General features: G+C 59.4%; 23 protein-coding genes and 1 riboswitch. Of the genes, 16 read left to right on the forward strand and 7 right to left on the reverse strand.

The features are described from left to right. Positions 1 to 62: 62 nt before the first annotated feature. From NIT7645_RS12495 to NIT7645_RS12505, 3 genes are read right to left on the reverse strand one after another with little or no spacing between them, the layout of a single operon-like run. Positions 63 to 1,037 carry a threonine ammonia-lyase gene (locus tag NIT7645_RS12495; protein ID WP_008562696.1) on the reverse strand — a complete coding sequence of 325 codons (975 nt, stop codon included), beginning with the start codon at positions 1,035 to 1,037 and terminating at the stop codon, positions 63 to 65. After that, positions 1,034 to 1,903 carry an alpha/beta fold hydrolase gene (locus tag NIT7645_RS12500; RefSeq protein WP_008558793.1) on the reverse strand — a complete coding sequence of 290 codons (870 nt, stop codon included), beginning with the start codon at positions 1,901 to 1,903 and terminating at the stop codon, positions 1,034 to 1,036. The genes NIT7645_RS12495 and NIT7645_RS12500 overlap by 4 nt, the downstream gene beginning before the upstream one ends. Positions 1,904 to 1,912: 9 nt before the next feature. Next, positions 1,913 to 2,599, reverse strand: coding sequence for a haloacid dehalogenase type II (locus tag NIT7645_RS12505; protein WP_008560317.1), 687 nt, complete (start codon positions 2,597 to 2,599; stop codon positions 1,913 to 1,915). 175 nt (positions 2,600 to 2,774) lie between these two features. On the opposite strand from NIT7645_RS12505, the gene NIT7645_RS12510 reads away from it, so the two are divergent. Further along, positions 2,775 to 3,203, forward strand: a complete 429-nt coding sequence (locus NIT7645_RS12510) for an FKBP-type peptidyl-prolyl cis-trans isomerase (protein ID WP_008560837.1) — start codon at positions 2,775 to 2,777, stop codon at positions 3,201 to 3,203. A gap of 87 nt (positions 3,204 to 3,290) precedes the next feature. Continuing rightward, positions 3,291 to 4,361 (forward strand): NAD(P)H-dependent flavin oxidoreductase, encoded by a 1,071-nt coding sequence (locus tag NIT7645_RS12515; protein WP_008560523.1) that lies wholly within the window; start codon positions 3,291 to 3,293, stop codon positions 4,359 to 4,361. A gap of 89 nt (positions 4,362 to 4,450) precedes the next feature. On the opposite strand, the gene fabB is transcribed toward NIT7645_RS12515, so the two are convergent. Both fabB and fabA read right to left on the reverse strand, forming a co-directional pair. Continuing rightward, a complete protein-coding gene (gene fabB / locus NIT7645_RS12520) occupies positions 4,451 to 5,680 on the reverse strand; it encodes a beta-ketoacyl-ACP synthase I (RefSeq protein ID WP_008560803.1) in 1,230 nt (409 codons plus the stop codon). Positions 5,681 to 5,725: 45 nt separating this feature from the next. After that, the gene (gene fabA, locus NIT7645_RS12525; protein WP_008560391.1) at positions 5,726 to 6,235 is read right to left on the reverse strand and encodes a bifunctional 3-hydroxydecanoyl-ACP dehydratase/trans-2-decenoyl-ACP isomerase; all 510 of its coding nucleotides are present in this window, start codon (positions 6,233 to 6,235) and stop codon (positions 5,726 to 5,728) included. 235 nt (positions 6,236 to 6,470) lie between these two features. Between fabA and irrA the strand changes: the two genes are divergently transcribed. Then, positions 6,471 to 6,887, forward strand: a complete 417-nt coding sequence (irrA, locus tag NIT7645_RS12530) for an iron response transcriptional regulator IrrA (protein WP_008561569.1) — start codon at positions 6,471 to 6,473, stop codon at positions 6,885 to 6,887. Here the strand turns inward: irrA and NIT7645_RS12535 are convergent. Then, entirely contained in the window at positions 6,884 to 7,774 is an 891-nt protein-coding gene (locus tag NIT7645_RS12535; RefSeq protein WP_008560133.1) for a LysR substrate-binding domain-containing protein, read from the reverse strand. The genes irrA and NIT7645_RS12535 overlap by 4 nt on opposite strands. A 120-nt stretch (positions 7,775 to 7,894) precedes the next feature. Here NIT7645_RS12535 and NIT7645_RS12540 point away from each other — a divergent pair, with 120 nt between their 5' ends. After that, positions 7,895 to 8,692 (forward strand): phytanoyl-CoA dioxygenase family protein, encoded by a 798-nt coding sequence (locus NIT7645_RS12540; protein ID WP_008562246.1) that lies wholly within the window; start codon positions 7,895 to 7,897, stop codon positions 8,690 to 8,692. Between the two features lie 48 nt (positions 8,693 to 8,740). Here the strand turns inward: NIT7645_RS12540 and NIT7645_RS12545 are convergent, their stop codons facing one another. Next, a complete protein-coding gene (locus NIT7645_RS12545; RefSeq protein WP_008562319.1) occupies positions 8,741 to 9,610 on the reverse strand; it encodes a glycosyltransferase family protein in 870 nt (289 codons plus the stop codon). 143 nt (positions 9,611 to 9,753) lie between these two features. Here NIT7645_RS12545 and miaB point away from each other — a divergent pair, with 143 nt between their 5' ends. The 12 genes from miaB (at position 9,754) to cmk (ending at position 21,415) form a co-directional block, all read left to right on the forward strand. Next, on the forward strand, positions 9,754 to 11,076 hold the full coding sequence (gene miaB / locus NIT7645_RS12550; protein ID WP_008558785.1) for a tRNA (N6-isopentenyl adenosine(37)-C2)-methylthiotransferase MiaB: 1,323 nt from the start codon (positions 9,754 to 9,756) through the stop codon (positions 11,074 to 11,076). Positions 11,077 to 11,328: 252 nt separating this feature from the next. Then, complete coding sequence (locus tag NIT7645_RS12555; RefSeq protein ID WP_224833934.1) at positions 11,329 to 11,838, forward strand: OmpA family protein; 510 nt, start codon at positions 11,329 to 11,331, stop codon at positions 11,836 to 11,838. Positions 11,839 to 11,849: 11 nt separating this feature from the next. Beyond that, entirely contained in the window at positions 11,850 to 12,146 is a 297-nt protein-coding gene (locus NIT7645_RS12560) for a hypothetical protein (protein ID WP_008563165.1), read from the forward strand. 153 nt (positions 12,147 to 12,299) lie between these two features. Then, complete coding sequence (locus tag NIT7645_RS12565) at positions 12,300 to 13,307, forward strand: PhoH family protein (protein WP_008560944.1); 1,008 nt, start codon at positions 12,300 to 12,302, stop codon at positions 13,305 to 13,307. An 82-nt stretch (positions 13,308 to 13,389) separates the two neighbouring features. After that, entirely contained in the window at positions 13,390 to 13,920 is a 531-nt protein-coding gene (gene ybeY / locus NIT7645_RS12570; RefSeq protein WP_037302963.1) for an rRNA maturation RNase YbeY, read from the forward strand. A 5-nt stretch (positions 13,921 to 13,925) separates the two neighbouring features. Continuing rightward, the gene (locus NIT7645_RS12575) at positions 13,926 to 14,822 is read left to right on the forward strand and encodes a hemolysin family protein (RefSeq protein ID WP_046210667.1); all 897 of its coding nucleotides are present in this window, start codon (positions 13,926 to 13,928) and stop codon (positions 14,820 to 14,822) included. Further along, positions 14,822 to 16,318, forward strand: coding sequence for an apolipoprotein N-acyltransferase (lnt, locus tag NIT7645_RS12580; RefSeq protein ID WP_008563179.1), 1,497 nt, complete (start codon positions 14,822 to 14,824; stop codon positions 16,316 to 16,318). The genes NIT7645_RS12575 and lnt overlap by 1 nt, the downstream gene beginning before the upstream one ends. A gap of 61 nt (positions 16,319 to 16,379) precedes the next feature. Next, positions 16,380 to 16,430, forward strand: a riboswitch (SAM-SAH riboswitch). An 8-nt stretch (positions 16,431 to 16,438) separates the two neighbouring features. Continuing rightward, the gene (metK, locus tag NIT7645_RS12585; RefSeq protein WP_008562682.1) at positions 16,439 to 17,620 is read left to right on the forward strand and encodes a methionine adenosyltransferase; all 1,182 of its coding nucleotides are present in this window, start codon (positions 16,439 to 16,441) and stop codon (positions 17,618 to 17,620) included. Positions 17,621 to 17,821: 201 nt separating this feature from the next. Continuing rightward, complete coding sequence (locus NIT7645_RS12590) at positions 17,822 to 18,445, forward strand: COG3904 family protein (protein ID WP_046210668.1); 624 nt, start codon at positions 17,822 to 17,824, stop codon at positions 18,443 to 18,445. A 122-nt stretch (positions 18,446 to 18,567) separates the two neighbouring features. Beyond that, on the forward strand, positions 18,568 to 19,332 hold the full coding sequence (trmB, locus tag NIT7645_RS12595; RefSeq protein WP_008558938.1) for a tRNA (guanine(46)-N(7))-methyltransferase TrmB: 765 nt from the start codon (positions 18,568 to 18,570) through the stop codon (positions 19,330 to 19,332). A 131-nt stretch (positions 19,333 to 19,463) separates the two neighbouring features. Continuing rightward, a complete protein-coding gene (gene aroA / locus NIT7645_RS12600) occupies positions 19,464 to 20,813 on the forward strand; it encodes a 3-phosphoshikimate 1-carboxyvinyltransferase (RefSeq protein WP_008560786.1) in 1,350 nt (449 codons plus the stop codon). Next, positions 20,810 to 21,415, forward strand: a complete 606-nt coding sequence (cmk, locus tag NIT7645_RS12605) for a (d)CMP kinase (protein WP_008562671.1) — start codon at positions 20,810 to 20,812, stop codon at positions 21,413 to 21,415. The genes aroA and cmk overlap by 4 nt, the downstream gene beginning before the upstream one ends. Positions 21,416 to 21,630 lie beyond the last annotated feature (215 nt).

Consider the following 21,630-nt stretch of genomic DNA (forward strand, 5'->3'; position numbering starts at 1 on the left):
CGCCCCCATCACAAGGTAAAGCAGCGCGACCCTGATGCAAACCGCAGTCCCAAAAGCCTGTATCAGCCGTATTTTCCAAGCGCTTCGGCAAAGATGACAGGATCGACATTGCCGCCGGTCGCAACGGCAATTGCCACCGGCATGCTCAGCGCGTCTGGATGGAACAGCGCCGCCGCAAGGGCCACCGCGCCTCCCGGCTCCAGCACGATCTTCAAACGGGTAAAGGCAAGAGCCATCGCATGCAGCGCCTCGTCTTCGGTCACGACGATCCCGCTTGCGCAGGTCTGTTTCAGGATGGGAAAGGTCAAATCACCTGGTGACGGGGTCAGGATCGCATCGCAAATGGACCCGGACGTTGTCGCGTTTCGGCAGATCTCTCCCGTTGCGAGAGAGCGGGTGACGTCATCAAACCCTTCCGGCTCGCATGGGTGAACGGCCATATCTGGGGCGCGTTCCTTCAATGCGATGGAGACACCTGCGGTCAGACCTCCGCCACCACAACAGACGAGCACATCAGCCTCTTTGATGCCCAGTGCTTTGGCTTGATCTGCGATTTCAAGCCCCACAGTGCCCTGACCGGCAATGACTTGTTCGTCATCATAGGGTTTCACAAGGGTCAACCCACGGGTCTGCGCCAGATCCGCGCCGATCCGGTCCCGATCCTCTGTGGCGCGATCATACAGTACCACTTCGGCGCCAAGGGCGCGGGTGTTGGCAATTTTGATCGCAGGCGCGTCCTGGGGCATGACAATCACGGCAGGCGCATCATGTGCGGCCGCTGCGGCCGCGACTCCCTGCGCGTGATTGCCGCTGGAGTAGGCCAGAACACCCTTGCTGCGTTGTTCTGGTGTGAGGGCGGACAGCGCGGCCCATCCGCCGCGGAACTTGAATGAGCCGGTGTGCTGTAGGCATTCCGCTTTGACCAAGACTTGGCGGCCAGCGATGTCGTCGAGAAATGGTGATGACAAAAGCGGCGTACAGCGGGCGTGACCGGCCAGCCGGTCAGCGGCTTTGGAAATGGCGGCGAAAGTGCTCATTCAATCTGGTCCAATACGTTTTTGATCAGGGCAAGGGCGGCAGGTTCGTCAAGAAAGGGAACATGGCCGCGGTTGGCAACTTCGACAGCCTCCAGTTCTGGCAGGCGTCTTTGCATCTCAGAGAAGGTGTCCCGGCTCAAGATATCGGAATTCTCTCCTCTGATAACGCCACAGGGCAGGCCCTGCAGTGCCATGAACAAAGGCCAAAGATCCGGGAACGGGCCTGCCTCTGCCTGCGCCAGCAAAGCGTCGCGAATGCGTTTGTCATAGCGCAAGGCAAGGCCGTCGTCGGTCTGCTCGTAAAAGGTCTGGGCTTCTGCAAGCCAGCGCTGAAAGGGAACATCGGGAAAGTCCGAACCCAAATGGGCTGAAAGCGCCTCAGCCGCCTCGTGGTGGGTCTTGGCAGCAGGGCGGCGGCCAACATAGGCCATGATGCGATCAACGCCCCCTGCCGGAATTTCAGGCCCAACATCATTGAGAATAACCGCCGCCAGCCGGTCCTTTACGGTTGCGGCGAGAACCATCGCGACCATTCCGCCGCGCGAGGTGCCCAGAACAGCCGCACGGGCGATGTTGAGATGATCCAACATCTCTATCACGTCCCGTGCTTCGACTGGCACGGCGTAGGTTGTGAAATCGTCCGCGTGATCGGAGCTCCCGCGCCCGCGTGCGTCCAGCAGGATCAGCCGCCGTCCGGTCATGTGAGGTAGAAGATATCGGAAATCCTGCCCGTCACGGGTCAGCCCGGCGAGACAAATCAGGGGGACGGATCCATCCGGCTCTGTCGGCATGCAGTCGACATAGGCAAGGCGCAATCCGTCGGACGTGGTGAAATAGGCCGGGTTCGGCCATGTCGCTTCGGACATATTGGCGCCTCAGCTATTGATGAGATCAGGGATGGATGTGAGGTCGCTCAGAATATGCTGCGGTGTCCATGGAAGGCGGTCCACTGGTTCGGAAGCCCGATTGACCCAAGCCGTTTCAAATCCATATCCGCTGGCCCCGGCGGCATCCCAGCCGTTTGAGGACACAAACAAGACCTCCTGCGGCTGGCACGCAAATCGCGCGCCCACGAGGTCATACACGCGCGAATCGGGCTTGAAGACGCCAACGCTTTCGACCGACAGCACATCGTCCAAAACGCCCGACAGCCCCGCTGACTGAACTGCCCCGCTGAGCATGTCGGGTGATCCGTTCGACAGAATGGCCGTGTTCATGCCTGCCTCTTTCAGCCTGCGCAGCATGTTTGGAACTTCCTCATAGGCCTGCAATTGCCAGTAAAGATCCAATAGCCGTTGGCGAAGCTGCGGATCACCGCTGAGCCCGGTGGCCTCCATCGCCCAATCCAGCCCGTCCTGCGTGACCTGCCAGAAATCGGTATGTGCCCCGGTGATGGCGCGCAGCCAGGTGTATTGCAACTGTTTGAGCCGCCAGTGATTTGCCAGGGTAGCCCAGTTGTCGATCAGATGCGGGAACTCCGGCTCCTGTGCGGCCTGCCTGGCCGCGGCAGCCACGTCGAACAGGGTTCCATAGGCATCGAAAATACAGGTGGTGATCGCCATCTGTCTGCGCTCCGCTTGGCTCCGGTTGGGGTAGCCTAGGCGCAAAACAGGCGTGAATACCACCCACATTACTGCGAAATGCCCAATCACGCAGGATTAGAGCCATCGGGTTTACATCAGCGCCATGTCCGTTAGGGTGCGCGACTTTGTACACTCGAACCCAATTGGAGATCCCATGACCGAGGTAAAAAGCGGCGATACCGTGCGCATCCACTACACTGGCAAGCTGACAGACGGCAGCGTCTTTGACAGCTCCGAGGGGCGGGAGCCGCTGGAATTCACCGTCGGTTCAGGCCAGGTCATTGAAGGTATGGACGCAGGCCTGATGGGTATGACCGTCGGCGAAAAGAAGACATTGAATATCCCGGCAGAGCAGGCCTATGGCCCAAGCCACGACGAAGCACGCCAGACCATCCCGCGTGAGGGCATTCCTGCAGAAATCCCGCTGGAAATCGGGACCCAGCTTCAGATGCAGGCGCCGACCGGTGAAGTTCTTCCCGTGACCGTCGTCGAAGTGACCGAGGCGACCGTTACCCTTGACGCCAACCACCCGCTGGCAGGCAAGGAACTGATCTTTGACATCGAGCTGGTCTCGGTCAACTGATCCCGGCTTGAGGCGGCGCGGGCTTGCGTCGCCTCACCAAACCAAGTCTTCTGCGCTGTATCAGATAGCAGCAGGAGAACCCCCGCCATGTCAGACCGTTCAGCGCAATTGATCGACCGGCTGGGACTGCAAACCCCCATTTTTCAGGCACCGATGGCAGGTGTCAGCACCCCGCAGATGGCGGCTGCCGTGACCAACGCAGGTGGGTTGGGCGCCATCGGAATTGGCGCAGCCACTGTGGAGGTGGCTCAGGCCATGATCGCAAAGACCCGCGCGGCAACAGACGGGCCTTTCAACGTCAACGTGTTTTGCCATCGCCCCGCAGTACCCTCTCCTGAAAGGGAGGCGGAATGGCTTGCTCGGATGGCGCCATTGTTTGCCCGCTTCGGCGCTGAACCGCCCCGCGATCTTCGCGAGATCTACACGAGTTTTGCGGCTGATGGCGCCATGCAGGATATGCTGTGCGCGCAGCGGCCCGATGTTGTGAGTTTTCATTTTGGCCTGCCCGATCAGGGGGTGATTGAGCGGATGAAGGCGCTGGGGATCGTTCTGTTGGCCACGGCAACCTCATTGCCTGAGGCGCAGAGGATCGCAGAAAGCGGCATTGATGGCATCGTGGCCCAGGGCTGGCAGGCTGGGGGTCATCGCGGCGTGTTTGATCCTGATGCGCAGGACGAGCGACTGGCGACCCTCGATTTTGTCCGACAGAGTGTTGATGAACTGGATGTGCCGGTGATCGCCGCAGGTGGCATCATGACCGGCGCCGATATTGCCGAGGCATTGAGCGCGGGCGCTGCTGCAGCCCAGCTTGGCACGGCATTCATCGCCTGTCCGGAGAGCAGTGCAGACGCTGGTTATCGCGCGGCTCTGCTCAACGGTGGCGGCGCAACTGAAATGACCGCCGTCATATCTGGCCGACCTGCGCGTTGCCTTGCAAATTCCTTCACTGCGTGGGGGCAGGAACAGTCGCCCTTGGCTGTGCCGGACTATCCAATCGCTTATGATGCGGGCAAGGCGTTGAACGAGGCTGCCAAAGCGGCAGGAGAGACCGGATTCGGAGCGCAATGGGCCGGGCAGGGGGCAACGCGGGCACGTGCCATGTCGGCAAGAGAGTTGATGCAGCTGCTGCGCCGGGAGTTGGCAGAGGCAGCCGCCTAGTTTGCCGCCAGCGGCACATCCGAAACGAAGACGGCCGCAGGATGCAGTGAATCCCACGGCCGCAGTGTCAGTTTTACAGCTGGCTTAGCTCAGCCTTTGTATTTGCTCAGCACCATCGAGCCATTGGTGCCACCAAAGCCAAAGCTGTTCGTCATGACGCTATCGAGGCCCGCATTTTCGACCAAGCTGGTCGCAACTTCAGAGGGCTCGATGCCATCTGCGAGCGTTTCGACGTTGATCGACGGTGCGATGAAGTCGTTGTCCAGCATCAGCAGGCAGAAGATCGCTTCCAGCGCGCCAGCAGCGCCCTGGGCATGGCCTGTCATCGACTTGGTTGAGGAAATGGGAGGCACGTTGCCTGCGCCAAAGACGCGGCGGGCAGCTTCGACCTCTCCCACGTCACCAACCGGTGTCGAAGTGCCGTGTGCGTTGATGTAATCCACCTTGCGGCCTTCCGGCAGGGACTGGAGCGCGAGACGCATGGCGCGTTCGCCACCTTCGCCCGAGGGCGCAACCATATCATGACCGTCAGAGGTTGCCGCAAAGCCGGTGACTTCGGCGTAGATCTTGGCGCCGCGGGCCAGTGCATGTTCCAGATCTTCAAGCACCACGATGCCGCCACCACCGGAAATGACGAAACCATCGCGGTCCTGATCAAATGCGCGGGAGGCCTTTTCGGGGGTGTCATTGTACTTTGACGACATTGCGCCCATCGCGTCGAACAGGCAGGACAGGGTCCAGTCCAGTTCCTCGCCACCGCCGGCAAACATCACGTCCTGCTTGCCCATCATGATCTGCTCAGCCGCATTGCCAATGCAGTGCAGAGAGGTCGAGCAGGCCGAGGTGATGGAGTAGTTGATGCCTTTGATCTTGAACGCTGTCGCTAGGTTGGCCGAGATCGTGGAGGACATGCATTTCGGCACTGCAAACGGCCCGATCCGCTTGGTCGCACCGGTTTTCAGAACGGTCTGATGCGCCGTCAGCATTGCAGAAGTGGACGGGCCACCGGAGCCTGCAACAAGACCTGTGCGCTCGTTGACGATCTGGTCTTCGCTCAAGCCGGAATCTGCAATCGCCTGGCTCATTGCGATATGGGCATAGGCCGCGCCTGCGCCCATGAAACGCAGGGTGCGCTTGTCGACATGTTCGCTGACATCCAGTTTCAGCGTCCCGGCAATCTGGCTGCGGAAACCGTGTTCAGCCATTTCAGGGCTGGCTTCGATACCGGATTTCCCGGCTTTAAGCGAGGCAAGGACCTCTTCGGCATTGTTGCCGATCGAGGAAACAATACCCAGACCGGTGACGACGACGCGACGCATGTTGCGTACTCCTATTTCTAGTTCAGGTGCCGATAGAGCGGAGGATCAGCTCTCGGACAGGGCGACCTTCATATCTTTGACCTGATAGATCACTTCACCGTCCGCTTCGACGATGCCATCTGCCACGCCCATGGTCAGGCGGCGGGTCTGGATGGCCTTGGTGAAATCGACCTTGTAGGTCAGCATCTTGCGATCCGGGCGAACCATGCCGGTGAGTTTGACTTCACCCACACCAAGGGCGTAGCCACGCCCCTGCCAGCCGCGCCAGCCCAGGTTGAAACCGGTCAGCTGCCACAGACCATCAAGGCCAAGGCAGCCAGGCATGATCGGGTTGCCGGGGAAGTGGCAGTCAAAGAACCACAGGTCGGGCGTGATGTCGAACTCGGCCATGATGTGGCCTTTGCCGTGGGCGCCGCCATCTGCGGAGACCTCGGTGATGCGGTCCATCATCAGCATCGGCGGAGCAGGCAGCTGTGCGTTGCCGGGGCCAAAAAGCTCGCCTCGTGCACATTTCAGCAAATCGTCTTTGTCAAAGCTGCTGGGGTAATCGGCCATGCTGGCGCTTCTCCTGCCTGTGGTGTCATCATTTATCTGGCCCCCTGTAGCACCCGCGCCAAGTGTCCTGCAAGAGTTCCGGGCATTGTGTGAGCGCGTCGGTTTGTGCTGTTGCGTTTTGGTAAAGGTGCTGTGACAGGCTGGCGCAGCAGTGCGATCGCGTGGAAATTGAATTGAATGCAGGCGCCGACTCTGGCTATATATGCGGTCAGCAACGCCAAGCAGGACTCGCTTCATGACGCCAACAAGCGCAGATATTGCAACTGACTGGCTGGTTTCGGCCGGTCTGCGCCCGACCCGACAGCGGGTCGCGCTGGCAGAGCTGCTGGTCGGGGATGGCAAGCACCGCCATGTCACCGCCGAGAGCCTGTTTGACGCAGCCAAGGACAAGGGTGCGGCTGTTTCACTTGCCACGGTCTACAACACGCTGCGAGCGTTTTGCGAGGCAGGCGTGCTGCAGGAGATTACGGTGGACGGCTCCAAGAGCTATTTTGACACCAACACGCATGACCATCCGCATTTCTTCTGGGAAGAAGACGGGCGGCTGTCCGACGCGCCCTCTGATCAGCTGGTGATCCAGCGCCTGCCTGCCGCACCTGATGGGGTGGAAATCGCGTCGGTTGACGTGGTGATCCGCCTGCGCAAGGTCTAGGTCACAACCGATTTCAAGATACCCTGCGCCTGCGCAAGCAGGCTGTTGGCGCTTGGCTTTGCATGGCTGATCAGGACGATGGGTTCTTCTGCGGTGACGTCTGAAATCGGGACCGCGGCCAGCTGTTTGCCGTCATATGACGTGCTTCCGGGAGGGTGGCTGTAAGTGATGCCGACCCCTTCACCGTTGGCCGCAAGGCTGCGTAGGAGTTCGACTGATGCCGCCCGATGTGCAATGCGGGGCAGGCTCGCAACGGATTTGAACAGCGCCAGCATATGGCGAACAGACAGCCCCTCGTCGGACAGAATCAACGGATGACCCGCTAGCTCTCTCAGCGTAACCGCCTGCTGGCGCGCGAGCGGATGGGTTTGCGGAACCAGCGCACGGGGTGCTCTGCGCGACAGCTCTTGTCTGGCGAAACTGCCATCAACGCCAAGATCATAGCTGATCGCCATATCCACATCACCGCCGGTCAGCGCTGCAATCAAGGGTTCGAAATCATCGACGCGGTATCGGATGGCCACTTCAGGTAGTGCGCTTCGCAATGCTTGCAGTGCCGGGGCCAGCACAAATGGGGCCAGATCACTGAAACATCCGATCGTCAGTTTCTGGCCTGACGTGTCTTCATCGCTCTGACCTTCGAGGCGGGCTGCCTGATCGAGCAATGCCTGAGCCTGCTCAGCAAAGATCCGACCCTGTGGCGTCAGCACAACCGCCGCCCCCTTGCGGCGCAGGAACAGGGCCTGGCCGAGGTGTTCCTCTACCCGCGCAAGGGCATTGGATAGGGCCGGCTGGCTGACATGAGCTGCTGCCGCAGCTGCAGAGAGGCTACCATGCTGGGCGATTGCGCAGACATATTCGTAGTGGCGGAGGGTTAGGTATAACATCAGGCTATTGCTCGCATTCTTAGATATTATTTGAGCATTCGTGGTGGCTGAGCGCAAGATCCTCTCGAACGGGTCTGCCAGATCATGGAACCCCGAAGATTTGAGACCAAGGACAGCGCGATGCCACATCCCCTCATTACCCAAGACCACATCGACCAATTTCAGCGCGATGGTGTGACCCTGATCCGTGGGCTTTTTGCCGATCAGGTTCAGCTGCTGCGCGATGGCGTTGAGGCCAATATGGCTGAACCAGGCCCCTATGCGTCAAACAACGAAAAGAAGGGGCAGACCGGCCGGTTCTTTGATGATTATTGCAACTGGAACCGCATTTCGCAGTTTGAACAGGCCATCAACGACTCGCCCGTGGCCGAGGTTGCGGCTGATTTGATGCAGTCAAAGCGCGTGCAGATGTTCCATGATCATGTCCTGGTCAAAGAGCCGGGAACCTCTATGCCTACGCCGTGGCACCAGGATGGACCCTATTATTTCGTCGAAGGGCAGCAGACCATCAGCTTCTGGTCGCCACTGGATCAGGTGAAAGAGGCATCGCTGCGCTGCGTGGCGGGTTCGCACCTTTGGGAAAAGGAAGTCCTGCCGACCCGCTGGGTGTCGGAGGAAGGGTTCTTTCCGGATGAGGGGCAATACATGCCCGTTCCGGATCCGGACGCAGAGGGTATGACGGTTCTGGAATGGGAGATGGAGCCCGGTGATGCGGTCGCTTTCAACTACCGGACGCTTCATGGTGCGCGTGGCAACACGAGTGACACGCGCCGCCGCGCCTTTTCGTTGCGCCTGGTAGGAGACGATGCACGATATATCGAGCGTCCGGGCCGCACCTCTCCGCCCTATCCGGGCCATGACATGACACCGGGCCAGGTTCTGCGCGAAGACTGGTTCCCGGTCCTGCTGCAGCGGTGATCTAACTCGGTCTGAGCGGCTCTTGCGGCTCAGACCCAGCCCGCTGGGTCAGAACCACTGGCCCGGTTCTATCAGACCAAGATCCAGAAGTTGCCGCGCCTGCCAGTCAAATGGGGTGGAGTTGTGCCAGTAGAAGCTGTCGATCTCGAAGGCCGAGCCCGGGTTGCGTTTCAGAGCCTTGGCAGTTCTGAAAGAGCAGACAGCAGCTGTCAGATTGTGATGCCAGGGACAGGCGTAGGTGTTGTATTCCGGTTCGTTGAAACGGTGATCCTCAAGCAGCCGCAGGCCGGGGCGGGCCCTGAATAGCGAGATGCGGTCAATCTTGCGACTGACCTTCGGGATATGCTCTTCGTAGCGCCAGCGCACACCCCCGAAGAAATCCAATTGCCGCTCTAGCGGGTGCCCGGTTTCCGGATCGAGCCGTGCCTGCGCGTAGTACCCCGATTTATCAAGATGCGCGTCCTCCAGGGACACTCCGTTCGGGTGGGCCTCTAAATTCGCTGCGTATAGGTCGATTACGTAGGTCAGCATTGCCGCACGGCGCTCTTCGGCGTGGAACGTCAGCATTTCGCCGACACTGCGGGTCTCGCTGAAGGGGTAGAACAAATATTCGGCGTTGTAGCAGTAGTAGAGCCAACATCCGGGTGCCGCGACATCGATCACCCGATTGATCGCATCGAATACCGCTTCGCGCCTGCTGCAATCAAACGGTACACGATGGATCCGACTTTCGACGTCATAAGGCAGATCAAAGGCATCAGGCACAAAGGCGACGACCTCGGCAAAACCACAATCGAGATGGTGGCGCAGTGTTGTGGTCATCTCCACCCGGTCTTCGATGAAGATCATGGCAACAGGCCCGGATGCCAAGATCTCGGTTCCCTGACTTAAGAACTCTCCGAGTGAGGAATGCATCATCTGCGACTGCCCATTTTTGAGTGCCAGCTTCCGTGTCTGGCGATTGCTGTTAAATTCGGGTAATCGGGCTGGCATTGCAAGCAGAGCCGTTTCCGGCTATGCCACGCCGCTGTTGCGACCCCTCCGGTGAAAAGGTTGTCCCCATGAGCGCTCCGAAGAAGCTGTTTATCAAGACCTATGGCTGTCAGATGAATGTCTATGACAGTGAACGCATGGCCGAAGCGCTGGGCGGTGAAGGTTACGTTGAAACCAAATCGCCCGACGATGCGGACATGATCCTTCTGAACACATGTCATATCCGGGAGAAGGCAGCGGAGAAGGTCTATTCCGAGCTGGGCCGCTTCAAGGGGCTGAAGGCCGACAAGCCGGACCTCAAGATCGGTGTTGCGGGCTGTGTTGCCCAGGCCGAGGGGGAAGAGATCATGCGCCGCCAGCCGCTGGTCGATCTGGTTGTTGGCCCGCAAAGCTATCACCGCCTGCCGGAGATGGAAGCCAAGGCACGAACCGGGGAAAAGGTCCTGGACACCGATTTCCCCGAAGAAGACAAGTTCGAGAAGCTGAAAAACCGCCCCAAGGCGAAGCGCGGCCCGACCGCGTTCCTGACCGTGCAGGAAGGCTGCGACAAGTTCTGCGCTTTCTGCGTGGTGCCTTATACACGCGGTGCCGAGGTTTCCCGCCCCGCAGACCGTATCCTGCGTGAAGCCCGTGACCTGGTGGAGCGCGGCGTGCGCGAAATCACCCTGTTGGGGCAGAACGTGAACGCCTACCACGGCGCCGGTCCGAACGGTGACATGACCCTGGCGCAATTGATCTGGGAGCTGGACAAGGTTGACGGATTGGAGCGTATTCGTTTCACCACCTCGCACCCCAACGACATGCAGGACGACCTGATCGAGGCGCATGGCACCTGCGCCAAGCTGATGCCCTATCTGCACCTGCCGGTGCAGGCGGGGTCTGACAAGATCCTCAAACGGATGAACCGCGCGCACACGGCGGAAAGCTATATCCGCCTGATCGAGCGTATCCGTGCCGCGCGTCCCGATATCCTGATCTCGGGGGACTTCATCGTTGGCTTCCCGGAAGAGACCGAAGAGGACTTCCAGGCCACAATGGACCTGGTGGAAGAGGTTAAGTACGGCACCGCCTATTCCTTCAAATACTCAACCCGCCCCGGCACACCGGCTGCAGAGCGCGCGCAGGTTGATCCTGCGGCGGCGGATGACCGTCTGCAGCGGCTGCAGGCTTTGCTGACCCAACAGCAGCGTGAAGTTCAGGACAGCATGGTCGGCCGCGAAGTTGGCGTTTTGTTTGAAAAAGCTGGCCGCCTGCCTGGTCAGATGGTCGGCAAGTCCGACTATCTCCACGCCGTTCACGTTGCGGATTGTGATCGCAACATCGGTGATCTGGCGCGTGTACGTATTGTCTCCTCTGGGCCAAACTCTCTCGCAGGTGAACTGATCGGCTGATCTGCGCCGTTGCTGTCATGCCAGACTGGCGCGGCTCTCCTGTGGGATCCGCGTTTCAGTCGGCTGCAAATCTGGGCCGCGGTTAAGCATTTGATTGCAATTGCAGGCCCATACCTGCGATTATTGCTCAAAATCGGAGCTTTACGCCGGGGTTGCCCCGGCCACGATGGGCTCTGCAGATCGGCGAGGGGAGCAGGTTTTTCGATGTTGAATGTTAAGCGTGTCATCGGTGGTGCGGCAATCGCGGCCACGATGTGTGCGGGTGGTGTCGCCTCGGCGCAGGACGGGGGCTTTGGTGGTCCGGGCCAGCGATATGTGCCGACGATCTGGGTTGACCCTGATGGCTGTGAGCATTGGGTGATGGACGACGGAGCCGAAGGGTTCATGACCCCTCATGTGACCCGTGATGGCAAACCGGTCTGCCGTCGTGGCAACATCTGCGGCGTAATGCCAAGCGATCAGTTTTTTGCCACCAACAAGCACCGCATCAGCGCAGCAGGACAAAAACGCCTGCAGGAGTTCTTTCAGTCCGCCAACGCCAGCGCATTCATCATCACCGGGCATACCGACAGTCGTGCGTCTGATGAATACAACATGCGCCTGTCACAGCGTCGCGCCAATGCAGTGGCAGAGGTCGGCGAATCCGTCGGTGCCCGGATCCTAGAGGCGCGGGGCTACGGCGAGCGCGACCCGCGTGTGCCAAACGACTCTGCATCCAACATGGCGCAAAACCGCCGTGTCGAAATCATCTGCCTGCGCTGAGGGATCTGATCATGAAATTGGCCAAAACACTTCTGGTGCTGTCGGTGGCAGCTGGTCTTGGGGCTTGCGGGGAGAAGGTTGACAAAACGGTTGACCGAGGCTTTGACAGCAAGGACCTGTCGCAATTGAAAGCAGGCATCTGGGTTGATCCAACAGGATGCGATCACTGGATTATTGACGATGGTGTCGAGGGCTACCTGTCACAGCGCCTGGGGCCTGATGGTCGTCCGGTCTGTTCTGGGGTGGCGCCTCCGAATACGGCTGTTGGACCGTTCAAGTCGGGTTCCAGTTTTGAAGATGTGATCTGACGCTCGGTGTCAAACACTGCATGAAGAGTGGACAGGCCGCCCGCAAATGGGCGGCCTATTTGTTTCAGTCGCGTGAAATTGCGCGGCTCGTGCTTGCGCCTGCGCTGCGGGAAAGGCACACTGAAACTGCAACGTCAAAGACAGGAGACGGGATTGGCCATTGGCACTTTGACCCCTTCGCAAGAGCAGGGCAGCTCACATGAGGCACTGCTTGAATTCCCTGACAATCGGCTGCTGATCGATCTTTGTGGAGAATATGATCGCAACCTCGCCTCGATCGAGCAGGCGCTGGGGGTCCAGATCGTCCGACGTGGCAATCAATTGTCTGTTTTGGGAGAAGATGGCGCGCGGGAACAGGCCGCAGCGGTGCTCGCCGCGCTTTATGATCGACTGGAAACAGGTCGCAGCGTAGAGGCGGGGGATATCGACCGCGAATTGCGAATGGGACAGGAAGAACCGGCTGAACCCGGCAGTCAGCTGGAGATGTTCCGCGGTGGCAAGGTCGAGATCAAGACCCGCAAGAAATTGGTCGAGCCGCGCACCGACGCCCAGAAAGCCTATGTGCAGTCGCTGTTCGAACACGAACTGGCCTTTGGTATCGGCCCGGCGGGCACCGGGAAAACCTATCTTGCCGTTGCGGTCGGGGTGAGCATGTTCATCACTGGCCACGTCGACAAGATCATCCTGTCCCGCCCGGCTGTCGAAGCTGGCGAAAAACTCGGCTATCTGCCCGGCGACATGAAGGACAAGGTCGATCCTTATATGCAGCCCCTCTATGATGCGTTGAACGATTTCCTGCCGGGAAAACAGCTCGCGAAGCTGCTTGAGGAAAAACAGATCGAGATTGCGCCGCTTGCCTTTATGCGGGGACGTACTCTCTCTAATGCGTTTGTCGTGCTGGACGAGGCGCAAAATGCCACGACCATGCAGATGAAGATGTTCCTGACCCGTCTGGGTGAGGGTTCACGCATGGTGATCACAGGCGACCGTAGCCAGGTCGATCTGCCACGTGGGGTGTCTTCGGGCCTTGCGGATGCAGAGCGCCTTTTGAAATCTATCCCCAAAATCAGCTTTAACTACTTCACGGCCCGCGACGTTGTGCGCCACCCGCTTGTGGCGGCCATCATCGAGGCCTATGAGGCGGATGAAAAACCTGCCTGACACCCAGGGCAAAACACGAAATTGCAATTGATCCGGGGCGCGCTTGCTTGGCAAGGCGCGCCTTGGTTCGGAAAAGGCGGCTATGGGCCTCGACATTTCTATCGAAGAAGATCGCTGGCTAGAGACGGATCTGGAGCCTCTAGTCATCGAGGCAACCGAGGCCGTGCTGTCCCATTTCCGACTTGACCCCGAGGCGTGCGAAATTTCGGTGCTGGCCTGTGATGACGCTCGGATCGCCGTCTTGAACGAGGATTTCCGCCAAAAGGCCAAGCCGACCAATGTGCTCAGCTGGCCTGCCGAAGAGCTCGCGGCAGAGGAGCCGGGTGGCACACCTATGGCTCCGGAGGCTGATTTTACGGGTGAAATTCCCTTGGGCGATATTGCGATTGCCTATGAAACCTGCGCGCGTGAAGCGCAGGAGGCGGGCAAACCGCTGGCCGACCACCTGCGCCATTTGATCGTTCACGGATTGTTGCATCTTCTCGGCTATGATCACATTCGTGACCCTGATGCCACTTTGATGGAAGGTCTTGAGGTCGAGATACTTGGCAAAATGGGTATCGATGACCCATATACTGTAGAGGACAGCCCGAATTACGGGCGTATCGGATAGGAAAGATGGGCGACATAGACGGCAGTTCTAACGCAGCGCATGGCGCGCTGGAGAACGGGAGCAGCGCTGGCGATAGTGCGGTTGCGGCTCAATCAACAGGGCTTTTGGGGCGTATTTTCGGCTCTTTTGGCTCCGCAGACTCTGAGGAAGAAGTGGCCGTGGTCCCGGATGCCAACGGTACAGCGCAACCTCATGGCATGATCAATCTGCGTCGTCTGCGTGTCGAGGATGTGGCCATCCCGGCGGCGGAAATCGTGGCGGTGTCTGCCTCAACCCCCAAAGATGAGCTGGTGCAGATCTTCCGGGAAAGCGGCTTTACGCGCATTCCCGTTTATGAGGGCACGCTGGACACGCCAATTGGTTTCGTCCACCTCAAGGACTTTGCGCTGATGCATGGCTTCAACTGCGAAGAGTCCGATTTCTCGCTACAGGGGATGGTGCGGCCGCTTTTGTTTGTGCCCCCATCCATGACGATTGGCGTTCTGCTGACCAAAATGCAGGCGGAACGGCGCCATATGGCGCTGGTCATTGACGAATACGGCGGTGTGGATGGCCTTTTGACCATTGAGGATCTGATTGAACAGGTCGTCGGTGAGATCGAGGATGAACACGATGCGGGCGAAGACCAGATGTGGTTTCGCGAAAAAGAGGGGTGCTATATCGCCCAGGCCCGCGCCCCTCTGGAAGAGTTTGAAACAGAAATCGGCCGGTCGCTGACCAATCACGATGATGTGGATGGAGAGGAAATCGACTCGCTCGGCGGGTTGGTGTTCATGCTGTCTGGTCGTGTTCCTGTGCGGGGTGAGGTGATCCAGCACCCCGATGGCCCAGAGTTCGAAGTGATGGACGCCGACCCACGCCGGATCAAACGGTTGCGGGTGCGTCTCCCCGGCCAGAGTTGATGGCAAAGGCCCTCCGCCTTGCCGATCGGGGCGGGGCCGCTGCCCGATTAATCGGCGCCTGTACATCGGGCGCCGCACTGGCGCTTGCGCTTGCGCCCTTCCATTTCATTTGGCTTGTGCCGCTTTGCCTTGGCTTGATCGGCAGGCAGGCATTGTCGTTTGAGGGGTGGAAACAAGGGGCTTTCTACGGCTGGCTCTTGGGGACATCCTATTTCGCTGTCGCGATGGTGTGGATCTACGAACCGTTTCAGATTGATGCGGAACGTTACGCCTGGATGGCACCTTTTGCGGTTGTCGGGCTGGCGGCTGGTTTGGCGTTGTTTTGGGCCGCTGCCTTTGCCGCCGCCACCAAATGGGGCAGGGGGGCTGCGCGGATCCTTGTTCTGATTGCGACCCTGTCGCTGGCGGAGTTTGGGCGTGCCTATCTGCTGACGGGGCTGCCATGGGCGGCGTTTGCGCAGTTCTGGATTGATACACCAGTTGCGCAGATGTTGCCGTTGATCGGTCCTCAAGGGGTCGCAGTGTTGTCCCTGATAGCGTTTCTTCCTTTGGGGCTTTTTTCCTTGCGTCCGGTTTGGGCGGTGCTGCCACTGGCCGCAACGGCACTTTGTGTCGCGCTGGTTCCGTCGCCTCCGGCTGTGGAAATGACAGACAAGATCATCCGTTTGGTGCAGCCCAATGCCCCGCAGGATGAAAAATGGCACCCTGATCTGCGTTGGTCATTTGTGCAGCGCCAGGTCGAATACACAAGCGCGCCCGGTGATGTTGATCTTATTGTTTGGCCCGAAACGGCTGTGCCGCTGATGCTGCATTACGCGGAAGATGTGCTGACCCAGATCTCTGCGGCCGCGGGCCAGACGCCGCTATTCCTTGGCATCCAGCGCCGTGAGGCGGGTCAGTATTTCAACTCGGCCATTTTGCTGGAAGAGGGGGGCGCGCCAAGCAAGATCTATGACAAGGCGCATCTGGTGCCATTTGGAGAGTATGTCCCTGCCGGAAATCTGATGGCGCGGTTTGGCATTCACGGCTTTGCCTCGCAGGCAGGGGCGGGTTATGCAGCCGGGCCGGGGCCGCAGGTGATTGATCTACCGATCGGCAAGGCGTTGCCCCTGATCTGCTATGAAGCCGTGTTCCCGCAGGATGTAAACGCCGCGCCGGAAAGAGCGGATGTCCTGATCCAGATCACCAACGACGCATGGTTCGGGACATATTCTGGCCCCTTTCAGCATCTCGTACAGGCCCGGATGCGGGCGCTTGAGCAGGGGTTGCCTATGGTTCGGGTCGCCAATACCGGGATTTCCGCGATGATTGATCCCTACGGTCGGATCGTTGATTCCCTGCCTCTTGGCGTGGCTGGGTATATTGATGTGGCCCTTCCAGCACCGCTGGCCCCCACGCTCTATGCGCGTACAGGCGATATCTGGGTGTTTCTCTTCTGCATTGTTCTATGTGTGGGGGGGATGGCTTTTTCGCAGAGTATTGCACGCAGGTCATAGCTCGTTAAGCATAGCGGATTATAGATTGACGAGTCCTGCCGGTCCGCGTAGTGCGGTCCGATTACTGCCACAACGGCTTCCTGGCGTGGCAGGCTGAACCCCCAACGGAGCACCACTTTCATGACACGACCCAACTACACTTTCACTTCGGAATCTGTTTCCGAGGGCCACCCCGATAAGGTCTGTGACCGTATCTCGGATGCTGTTCTTGACGCCTTTCTGAGCGAAGAGCCCGAGGCCCGCGTTGCTGCGGAGACCTTTGCCACGACCAATCGTGTGGTCATTGGTGGTGAAGTGGGCCTGTCCGATCAGGAAAAACTGCAGGACTACATGGGCCGCATCGACGAGATCGCCCGCGCCTGCATCAAGGATATCGGCTACGAGCAGGACAAGTTTCACCACGAGACGGTTGAGATCACCAACCTGCTGCACGAACAATCCGCCCACATCGCCCAGGGCGTGGACGCGGCTGAAGATAAAGACGAAGGCGCTGGCGACCAAGGTATCATGTTTGGTTTTGCAACCAACGAAACCTCGGCTCTGATGCCTGCACCGATCCAGTACAGCCACGCAATTCTGCGCCGACTTGCCGAAGTGCGCAAGAATGGCACCGAACCTGCGCTTGGTCCGGATGCGAAATCCCAGCTGTCCGTTGTCTATGAAAACGGCAAGCCGGTTCGCGTCAGCTCTCTGGTGCTGTCGACGCAGCATCTGGACGAGACGCTGACCTCAAACGACATTCGCGCCATTGTCGAACCCTACATCCGTGAAACCCTGCCTGATGGCTGGCTGACCGATGAAACCGTCTGGCACGTGAACCCAACTGGCAAGTTTGTAATCGGCGGCCCGGATGGGGACGCAGGTCTGACAGGCCGCAAGATCATCGTTGACACCTACGGTGGCGCAGCGCCTCACGGCGGCGGGGCGTTCTCTGGCAAAGACCCGACCAAGGTTGACCGCTCAGCTGCATACGCTGCGCGTTATCTTGCAAAGAACGTGGTCGCTGCAGGCCTGGCCGATAAATGCACCATCCAGCTGTCTTACGCGATTGGCGTGGCAAAGCCGCTGTCGATCTACGCTGACACCCACGGAACCGGTGACGTTCCTGCCGACAAGATCGAGGCAGCAATTGATCGGATCATGGATCTGACCCCGCGCGGCATCCGCTCTCACCTTGGTCTGAACAAGCCGATCTATCAGCGCACCGCAGCCTATGGCCACTTTGGCCGCGAACCTGACGCCGATGGTGGTTTCAGCTGGGAACGCACCGATCTCGTCGATGCGCTGGCAAAAGCGATCTGATCCAATCTGGACGACATGATCTGAAAAGGGCGGGAGATTTCCTGCCCTTTTTTCATTTTCACTCCCTCTGAAAGTCATTGGTAATGCGGTGTCATTACTGGCAAGGTGCTTGCGAACTCAAAATGGACGTAGCCCGTGTCACTCTCGTTTGGCGTCAAATCTTCTCTAACCCTTGCGGCAGTGCTGTGCTGCAGTGTCGCGATGGGCGCACAAGCGAGAGACACCTTGCCGCCGAAATTCAAGGTGGACGGCCAGACTTTGATCTATGACACCGAGGAGCCGGAAGAAAACACCGGCAAAGATGGTGCAAGAGCTGAAATCTGGGAGATAACCGAAGACGACATCGAACCCTTTCGCGATATACTCGCGGCCAATCCTGCCATTGATCGCCTGCAGCTGAACAGCGGTGGTGGCAGTGTCTATGCGGGCGAGACGATTGCCGAAATCGTTCTTGAGCACGGGTTGGATACCTGGGTCGTCGGAGAGTGCATCAGCGCCTGCGTTGATATCTTTCTTGCGGGCGAGGGGCGGCAGATGACGCTAGGCTCTCAGATCGGGTTCCATCAGCGAGATTGGGCGCCAAAGGCAGTCCAGGGCTATTACCGGCGCTGGCGCAAGGACGAAGACTGGGCGACACCGTTTGAGTTCGGCTCTTGGATTTACCGTGATACCCAGGCAGAGGTGTTCCTGCATCTGGACTACATGCTGGATCGCGGTGTTGACCCGGAGTTTGCGATCGAAACACTGAAGACGCCGCCACATGATATCTGGTTTCCCACTCGGCTGAGGTTGATTGCGGCAGGTGTCCTGCGCGAAGGCGGCTAACGGCTAAAGCCATCACAGCTGCGTTGCGGGCAATCGGAAGGGCGCTTGGTGGCTTGACCCAACGCTGTGGTTCAGGCAGATGGGCGGCCAGATTTTTCACAGCTCTACAGGAAACGCATCTGATGTCTGATGACAACAAACCCAACCCGGCGCCGACTGGGGACACCCGGCCCAACGCGGTTGATAAACATCAGAGCGGTGCGCCCTGGCGCAACTTTTATGGCCGCCTCAAGGGCAAGCAGCTCAAGGACAGCCAGCAGCGCTATCTTGACGAAGATCTTGCCGCGCTTAGCCCGGGGGCTGTGGGTTGGGATGAGAATCCCGATCGCACGCTGCTTGATCTGGACAGCCTGTTCGGTGGCCGTGACGTCTGGCTTGAGGTCGGCTTTGGCGGTGGCGAGCATTTGGTTCATCAGGCGGTTTCGAACCCCGATGTCGGGATCATCGGCGCAGAACCCTACATCAACGGTGTTGCCATGCTTCTGGGCAAAATCCGCAGGGCGGGAGCCGATAACATCCGGGTGCATCCGGGTGATGCGCGTGACCTGATGGACGTGCTGCCGGAACAGTCGATCTCTCGTGCTTTTCTGCTCTACCCCGACCCTTGGCCAAAAGCACGCCACCACCGCCGCCGTTTTGTGACCCAAGAACACCTGGCACCTTTGGCGAAATGCCTGAAGCCCGGCGCCATTTTCCGTGTGGCAACTGACATTCCTGACTATGTCCGCCAAACCATGGAAGAAGTGCCGCAGGCGGGGTTCGAATGGCTTGCCGAGGGGCCGGATGATTGGCGCAACGCCTGGGGCGATTGGATCTCCACGCGCTACGAGCAAAAGGCGCTGCGCGAGGGACGGACCCCGCATTACATGACCTTCCGCCGTCTGTAATTTTCCATCAGCCGTCACATTTTCCCGCTCGGAGCTCATGCTCGTGGGCCCATGTGGCAGCAAAACGCGCTGGACCGACCCGAACCGATTGGGTAGGTCCAGATGTGAACGCTAGCATTGAAAGGTTCCTCATGTCCGGACACGGCACGCCAATCCCGATGACATCCCACCGCGCGAACCCTCTGAAAGGTATTGCAGAGGTTCCGGGCGACAAGTCCATTTCGCACCGCTCCATCATTCTGGGTGCGCTGGCTGTTGGCGAAACCAAGATCACGGGCCTGCTGGAAGGCGAAGATGTGCTCGACACCGCCAAGGCGATGCGCGCAATGGGCGCCGAGGTGACAAAGCATGACGACGGCAGCTGGTCTGTTCACGGCGTGGGCGTTGGCGGACTGGCGGAGCCTGATCAGGTGATCGACTGCGGCAATTCGGGCACCGGCGTTCGCCTCATCATGGGGGTGATGGCCACGTCTGCAATCACCGCGACCTTCACCGGGGATGCAAGCCTCAATAAACGGCCGATGGCGCGTGTTACCGATCCGCTGGCCCTGTTTGGCACCAAATCCGTCGGCCGTTCCGGGGGGCGTTTGCCGATGACCATCGTGGGCGCGGCAGAGCCGACACCTGTGCGCTACACGGTTCCGGTGCCCTCGGCTCAGGTGAAATCTGCGGTTCTGCTTGCGGGTCTCAATGCGCCCGGGAAAACCGTCGTGATTGAGAAAGAAGCCACGCGTGACCATTCAGAGCGGATGCTGGCTGGCTTTGGTGCCGAAATCACGGTTGAGGACACAGACGAAGGCCGGGTCATTACGCTGACCGGACAGCCCGAGCTGCAGGCGCAGGTCATTGCGGTGCCCCGCGATCCGTCCAGCGCGGCTTTCCCGGTCTGTGCTGCGCTGATCACGCCGGGGTCTGATGTGCTGGTGCCAGGCATCGGGCTGAACCCGACCCGCGCCGGTCTGTTCTACACTTTGCAGGATATGGGTGCGGATCTGACCTTTGAAAACATGCGCGAGGAAGGCGGCGAGCCGGTCGCCGATCTGCGCGCGAAATTCTCCCCCAACATGAAGGGGATCGAAGTCCCGCCGGAACGTGCAGCTTCGATGATTGATGAATATCCCGTTCTGTCTGTTGTGGCCTCCTTTGCGAGCGGCAAGACCATGATGGCAGGCGTTAAGGAACTGCGCGTCAAGGAAAGCGACCGCATCGACGCGATGGCGCGTGGCCTGCGCGCAAATGGCGTGATGGTCGAAGAGGGAGACGATTGGTGGGCCGTAACCGGCATGGGCGCTGATGGTGTCCCGGGTGGCGGCACTTGCGAAAGCTTCCTTGATCACCGTATCGCAATGTCTTTCATGGTGATGGGTATGGGAGCGCAAAACCCGGTGACTGTGGACGACAGCACCCCGATCGCCACGTCTTTCCCGATCTTCACGCCGCTGATGACCGGCCTTGGCGCCCGGCTTGAGACCTCATCATGAGCTTCACGGTCGCAGTCGACGGGCCGGCAGCCGCAGGTAAGGGCACGATTTCCCGTGCTGTTGCCGCGCATTTCGGTTTTGCCCATCTCGATACAGGCCTTCTTTATCGTGCTGTTGGCGCTCGGATGCTGGCAGGGGAAAAACCAATCGCTGCGGCTGAGGCGCTGTTGCCAGAAGATCTGGAGCGGCCAGAGTTGCGTACCGCGGAGGTGGCTCAGGCGGCCTCCAAGGTTGCGGTCATTGCCGAAGTGCGTGCAGCGCTTGTCGATTTCCAAAGAGCATTTGCGCGTCGGGCTGGCGGCGCGGTTCTTGATGGCCGCGATATCGGAACGGTGATCTGCCCACGCGCGCAAGCCAAGCTCTTTGTCACCGCAAGTGCAGAAGTGCGCGCCACCCGGCGTCTGAAGGAGCTGCTGGCGGCCGGGCATCCGACAACGCTGGCCGAGGTTCTGGAGGATGTGAAGGCACGCGATGCACGGGACATGAACCGTTCCGAAGCGCCGCTGAAACCCGCGCAGGACGCTGTGCAGATCGACACCAGTACCCTGAGTATCGAAGAGGCGGTTGAAATGGCCATCGCAGCGATCGAGGCGCGACGTTAGGATCGTATCGTCCATTCTGCGGCCTGGGATCATCATTTCGGCGTAAATTCCCCACGCAATCGAGGTACTACCTGCGACCTTTGGGCCGGTTATCGCCTTGTTTGTATCGTTTCTCTTGCGCGGGATGGGGAATCCCAGTAACAAACGCCCTGTCACTATAGGGGCGGTTAACGCACGGGCGGCATTCTGAGCAGGGTCGGGGCACACCTCGGCCC

This window comes from Phaeobacter italicus, assembly GCF_001258055.1.
GTDB classification, from domain to species: domain Bacteria; phylum Pseudomonadota; class Alphaproteobacteria; order Rhodobacterales; family Rhodobacteraceae; genus Phaeobacter; species Phaeobacter italicus.

What these genes read in the sequence shown, in the direction of transcription:
- ybeY (WP_037302963.1), top strand. Translation starts at nt 13,390, where the DNA reads ATGGGCCTCGACATTTCTATCGAAGAAGATCGCTGGCTAGAGACGGAT.
- trmB (WP_008558938.1), top strand. Translation starts at nt 18,568, where the DNA reads ATGTCTGATGACAACAAACCCAACCCGGCGCCGACTGGGGACACCCGG.
- NIT7645_RS12540 (WP_008562246.1), top strand. Translation starts at nt 7,895, where the DNA reads ATGCCACATCCCCTCATTACCCAAGACCACATCGACCAATTTCAGCGC.
- fabB (WP_008560803.1), bottom strand. Translation starts at nt 5,680, where the DNA reads ATGCGTCGCGTCGTCGTCACCGGTCTGGGTATTGTTTCCTCGATCGGC.
- miaB (WP_008558785.1), top strand. Translation starts at nt 9,754, where the DNA reads ATGAGCGCTCCGAAGAAGCTGTTTATCAAGACCTATGGCTGTCAGATG.
- fabA (WP_008560391.1), bottom strand. Translation starts at nt 6,235, where the DNA reads ATGGCCGATTACCCCAGCAGCTTTGACAAAGACGATTTGCTGAAATGT.
- NIT7645_RS12510 (WP_008560837.1), top strand. Translation starts at nt 2,775, where the DNA reads ATGACCGAGGTAAAAAGCGGCGATACCGTGCGCATCCACTACACTGGC.
- NIT7645_RS12590 (WP_046210668.1), top strand. Translation starts at nt 17,822, where the DNA reads ATGGGCGCACAAGCGAGAGACACCTTGCCGCCGAAATTCAAGGTGGAC.
- metK (WP_008562682.1), top strand. Translation starts at nt 16,439, where the DNA reads ATGACACGACCCAACTACACTTTCACTTCGGAATCTGTTTCCGAGGGC.
- NIT7645_RS12575 (WP_046210667.1), top strand. Translation starts at nt 13,926, where the DNA reads ATGGGCGACATAGACGGCAGTTCTAACGCAGCGCATGGCGCGCTGGAG.
- NIT7645_RS12505 (WP_008560317.1), bottom strand. Translation starts at nt 2,599, where the DNA reads ATGGCGATCACCACCTGTATTTTCGATGCCTATGGAACCCTGTTCGAC.
- NIT7645_RS12555 (WP_224833934.1), top strand. Translation starts at nt 11,329, where the DNA reads ATGTGTGCGGGTGGTGTCGCCTCGGCGCAGGACGGGGGCTTTGGTGGT.
- lnt (WP_008563179.1), top strand. Translation starts at nt 14,822, where the DNA reads ATGGCAAAGGCCCTCCGCCTTGCCGATCGGGGCGGGGCCGCTGCCCGA.
- NIT7645_RS12535 (WP_008560133.1), bottom strand. Translation starts at nt 7,774, where the DNA reads ATGTTATACCTAACCCTCCGCCACTACGAATATGTCTGCGCAATCGCC.
- cmk (WP_008562671.1), top strand. Translation starts at nt 20,810, where the DNA reads ATGAGCTTCACGGTCGCAGTCGACGGGCCGGCAGCCGCAGGTAAGGGC.
- NIT7645_RS12500 (WP_008558793.1), bottom strand. Translation starts at nt 1,903, where the DNA reads ATGTCCGAAGCGACATGGCCGAACCCGGCCTATTTCACCACGTCCGAC.
- aroA (WP_008560786.1), top strand. Translation starts at nt 19,464, where the DNA reads ATGTCCGGACACGGCACGCCAATCCCGATGACATCCCACCGCGCGAAC.
- NIT7645_RS12545 (WP_008562319.1), bottom strand. Translation starts at nt 9,610, where the DNA reads ATGATGCATTCCTCACTCGGAGAGTTCTTAAGTCAGGGAACCGAGATC.
- NIT7645_RS12560 (WP_008563165.1), top strand. Translation starts at nt 11,850, where the DNA reads ATGAAATTGGCCAAAACACTTCTGGTGCTGTCGGTGGCAGCTGGTCTT.
- irrA (WP_008561569.1), top strand. Translation starts at nt 6,471, where the DNA reads ATGACGCCAACAAGCGCAGATATTGCAACTGACTGGCTGGTTTCGGCC.
- NIT7645_RS12495 (WP_008562696.1), bottom strand. Translation starts at nt 1,037, where the DNA reads ATGAGCACTTTCGCCGCCATTTCCAAAGCCGCTGACCGGCTGGCCGGT.
- NIT7645_RS12515 (WP_008560523.1), top strand. Translation starts at nt 3,291, where the DNA reads ATGTCAGACCGTTCAGCGCAATTGATCGACCGGCTGGGACTGCAAACC.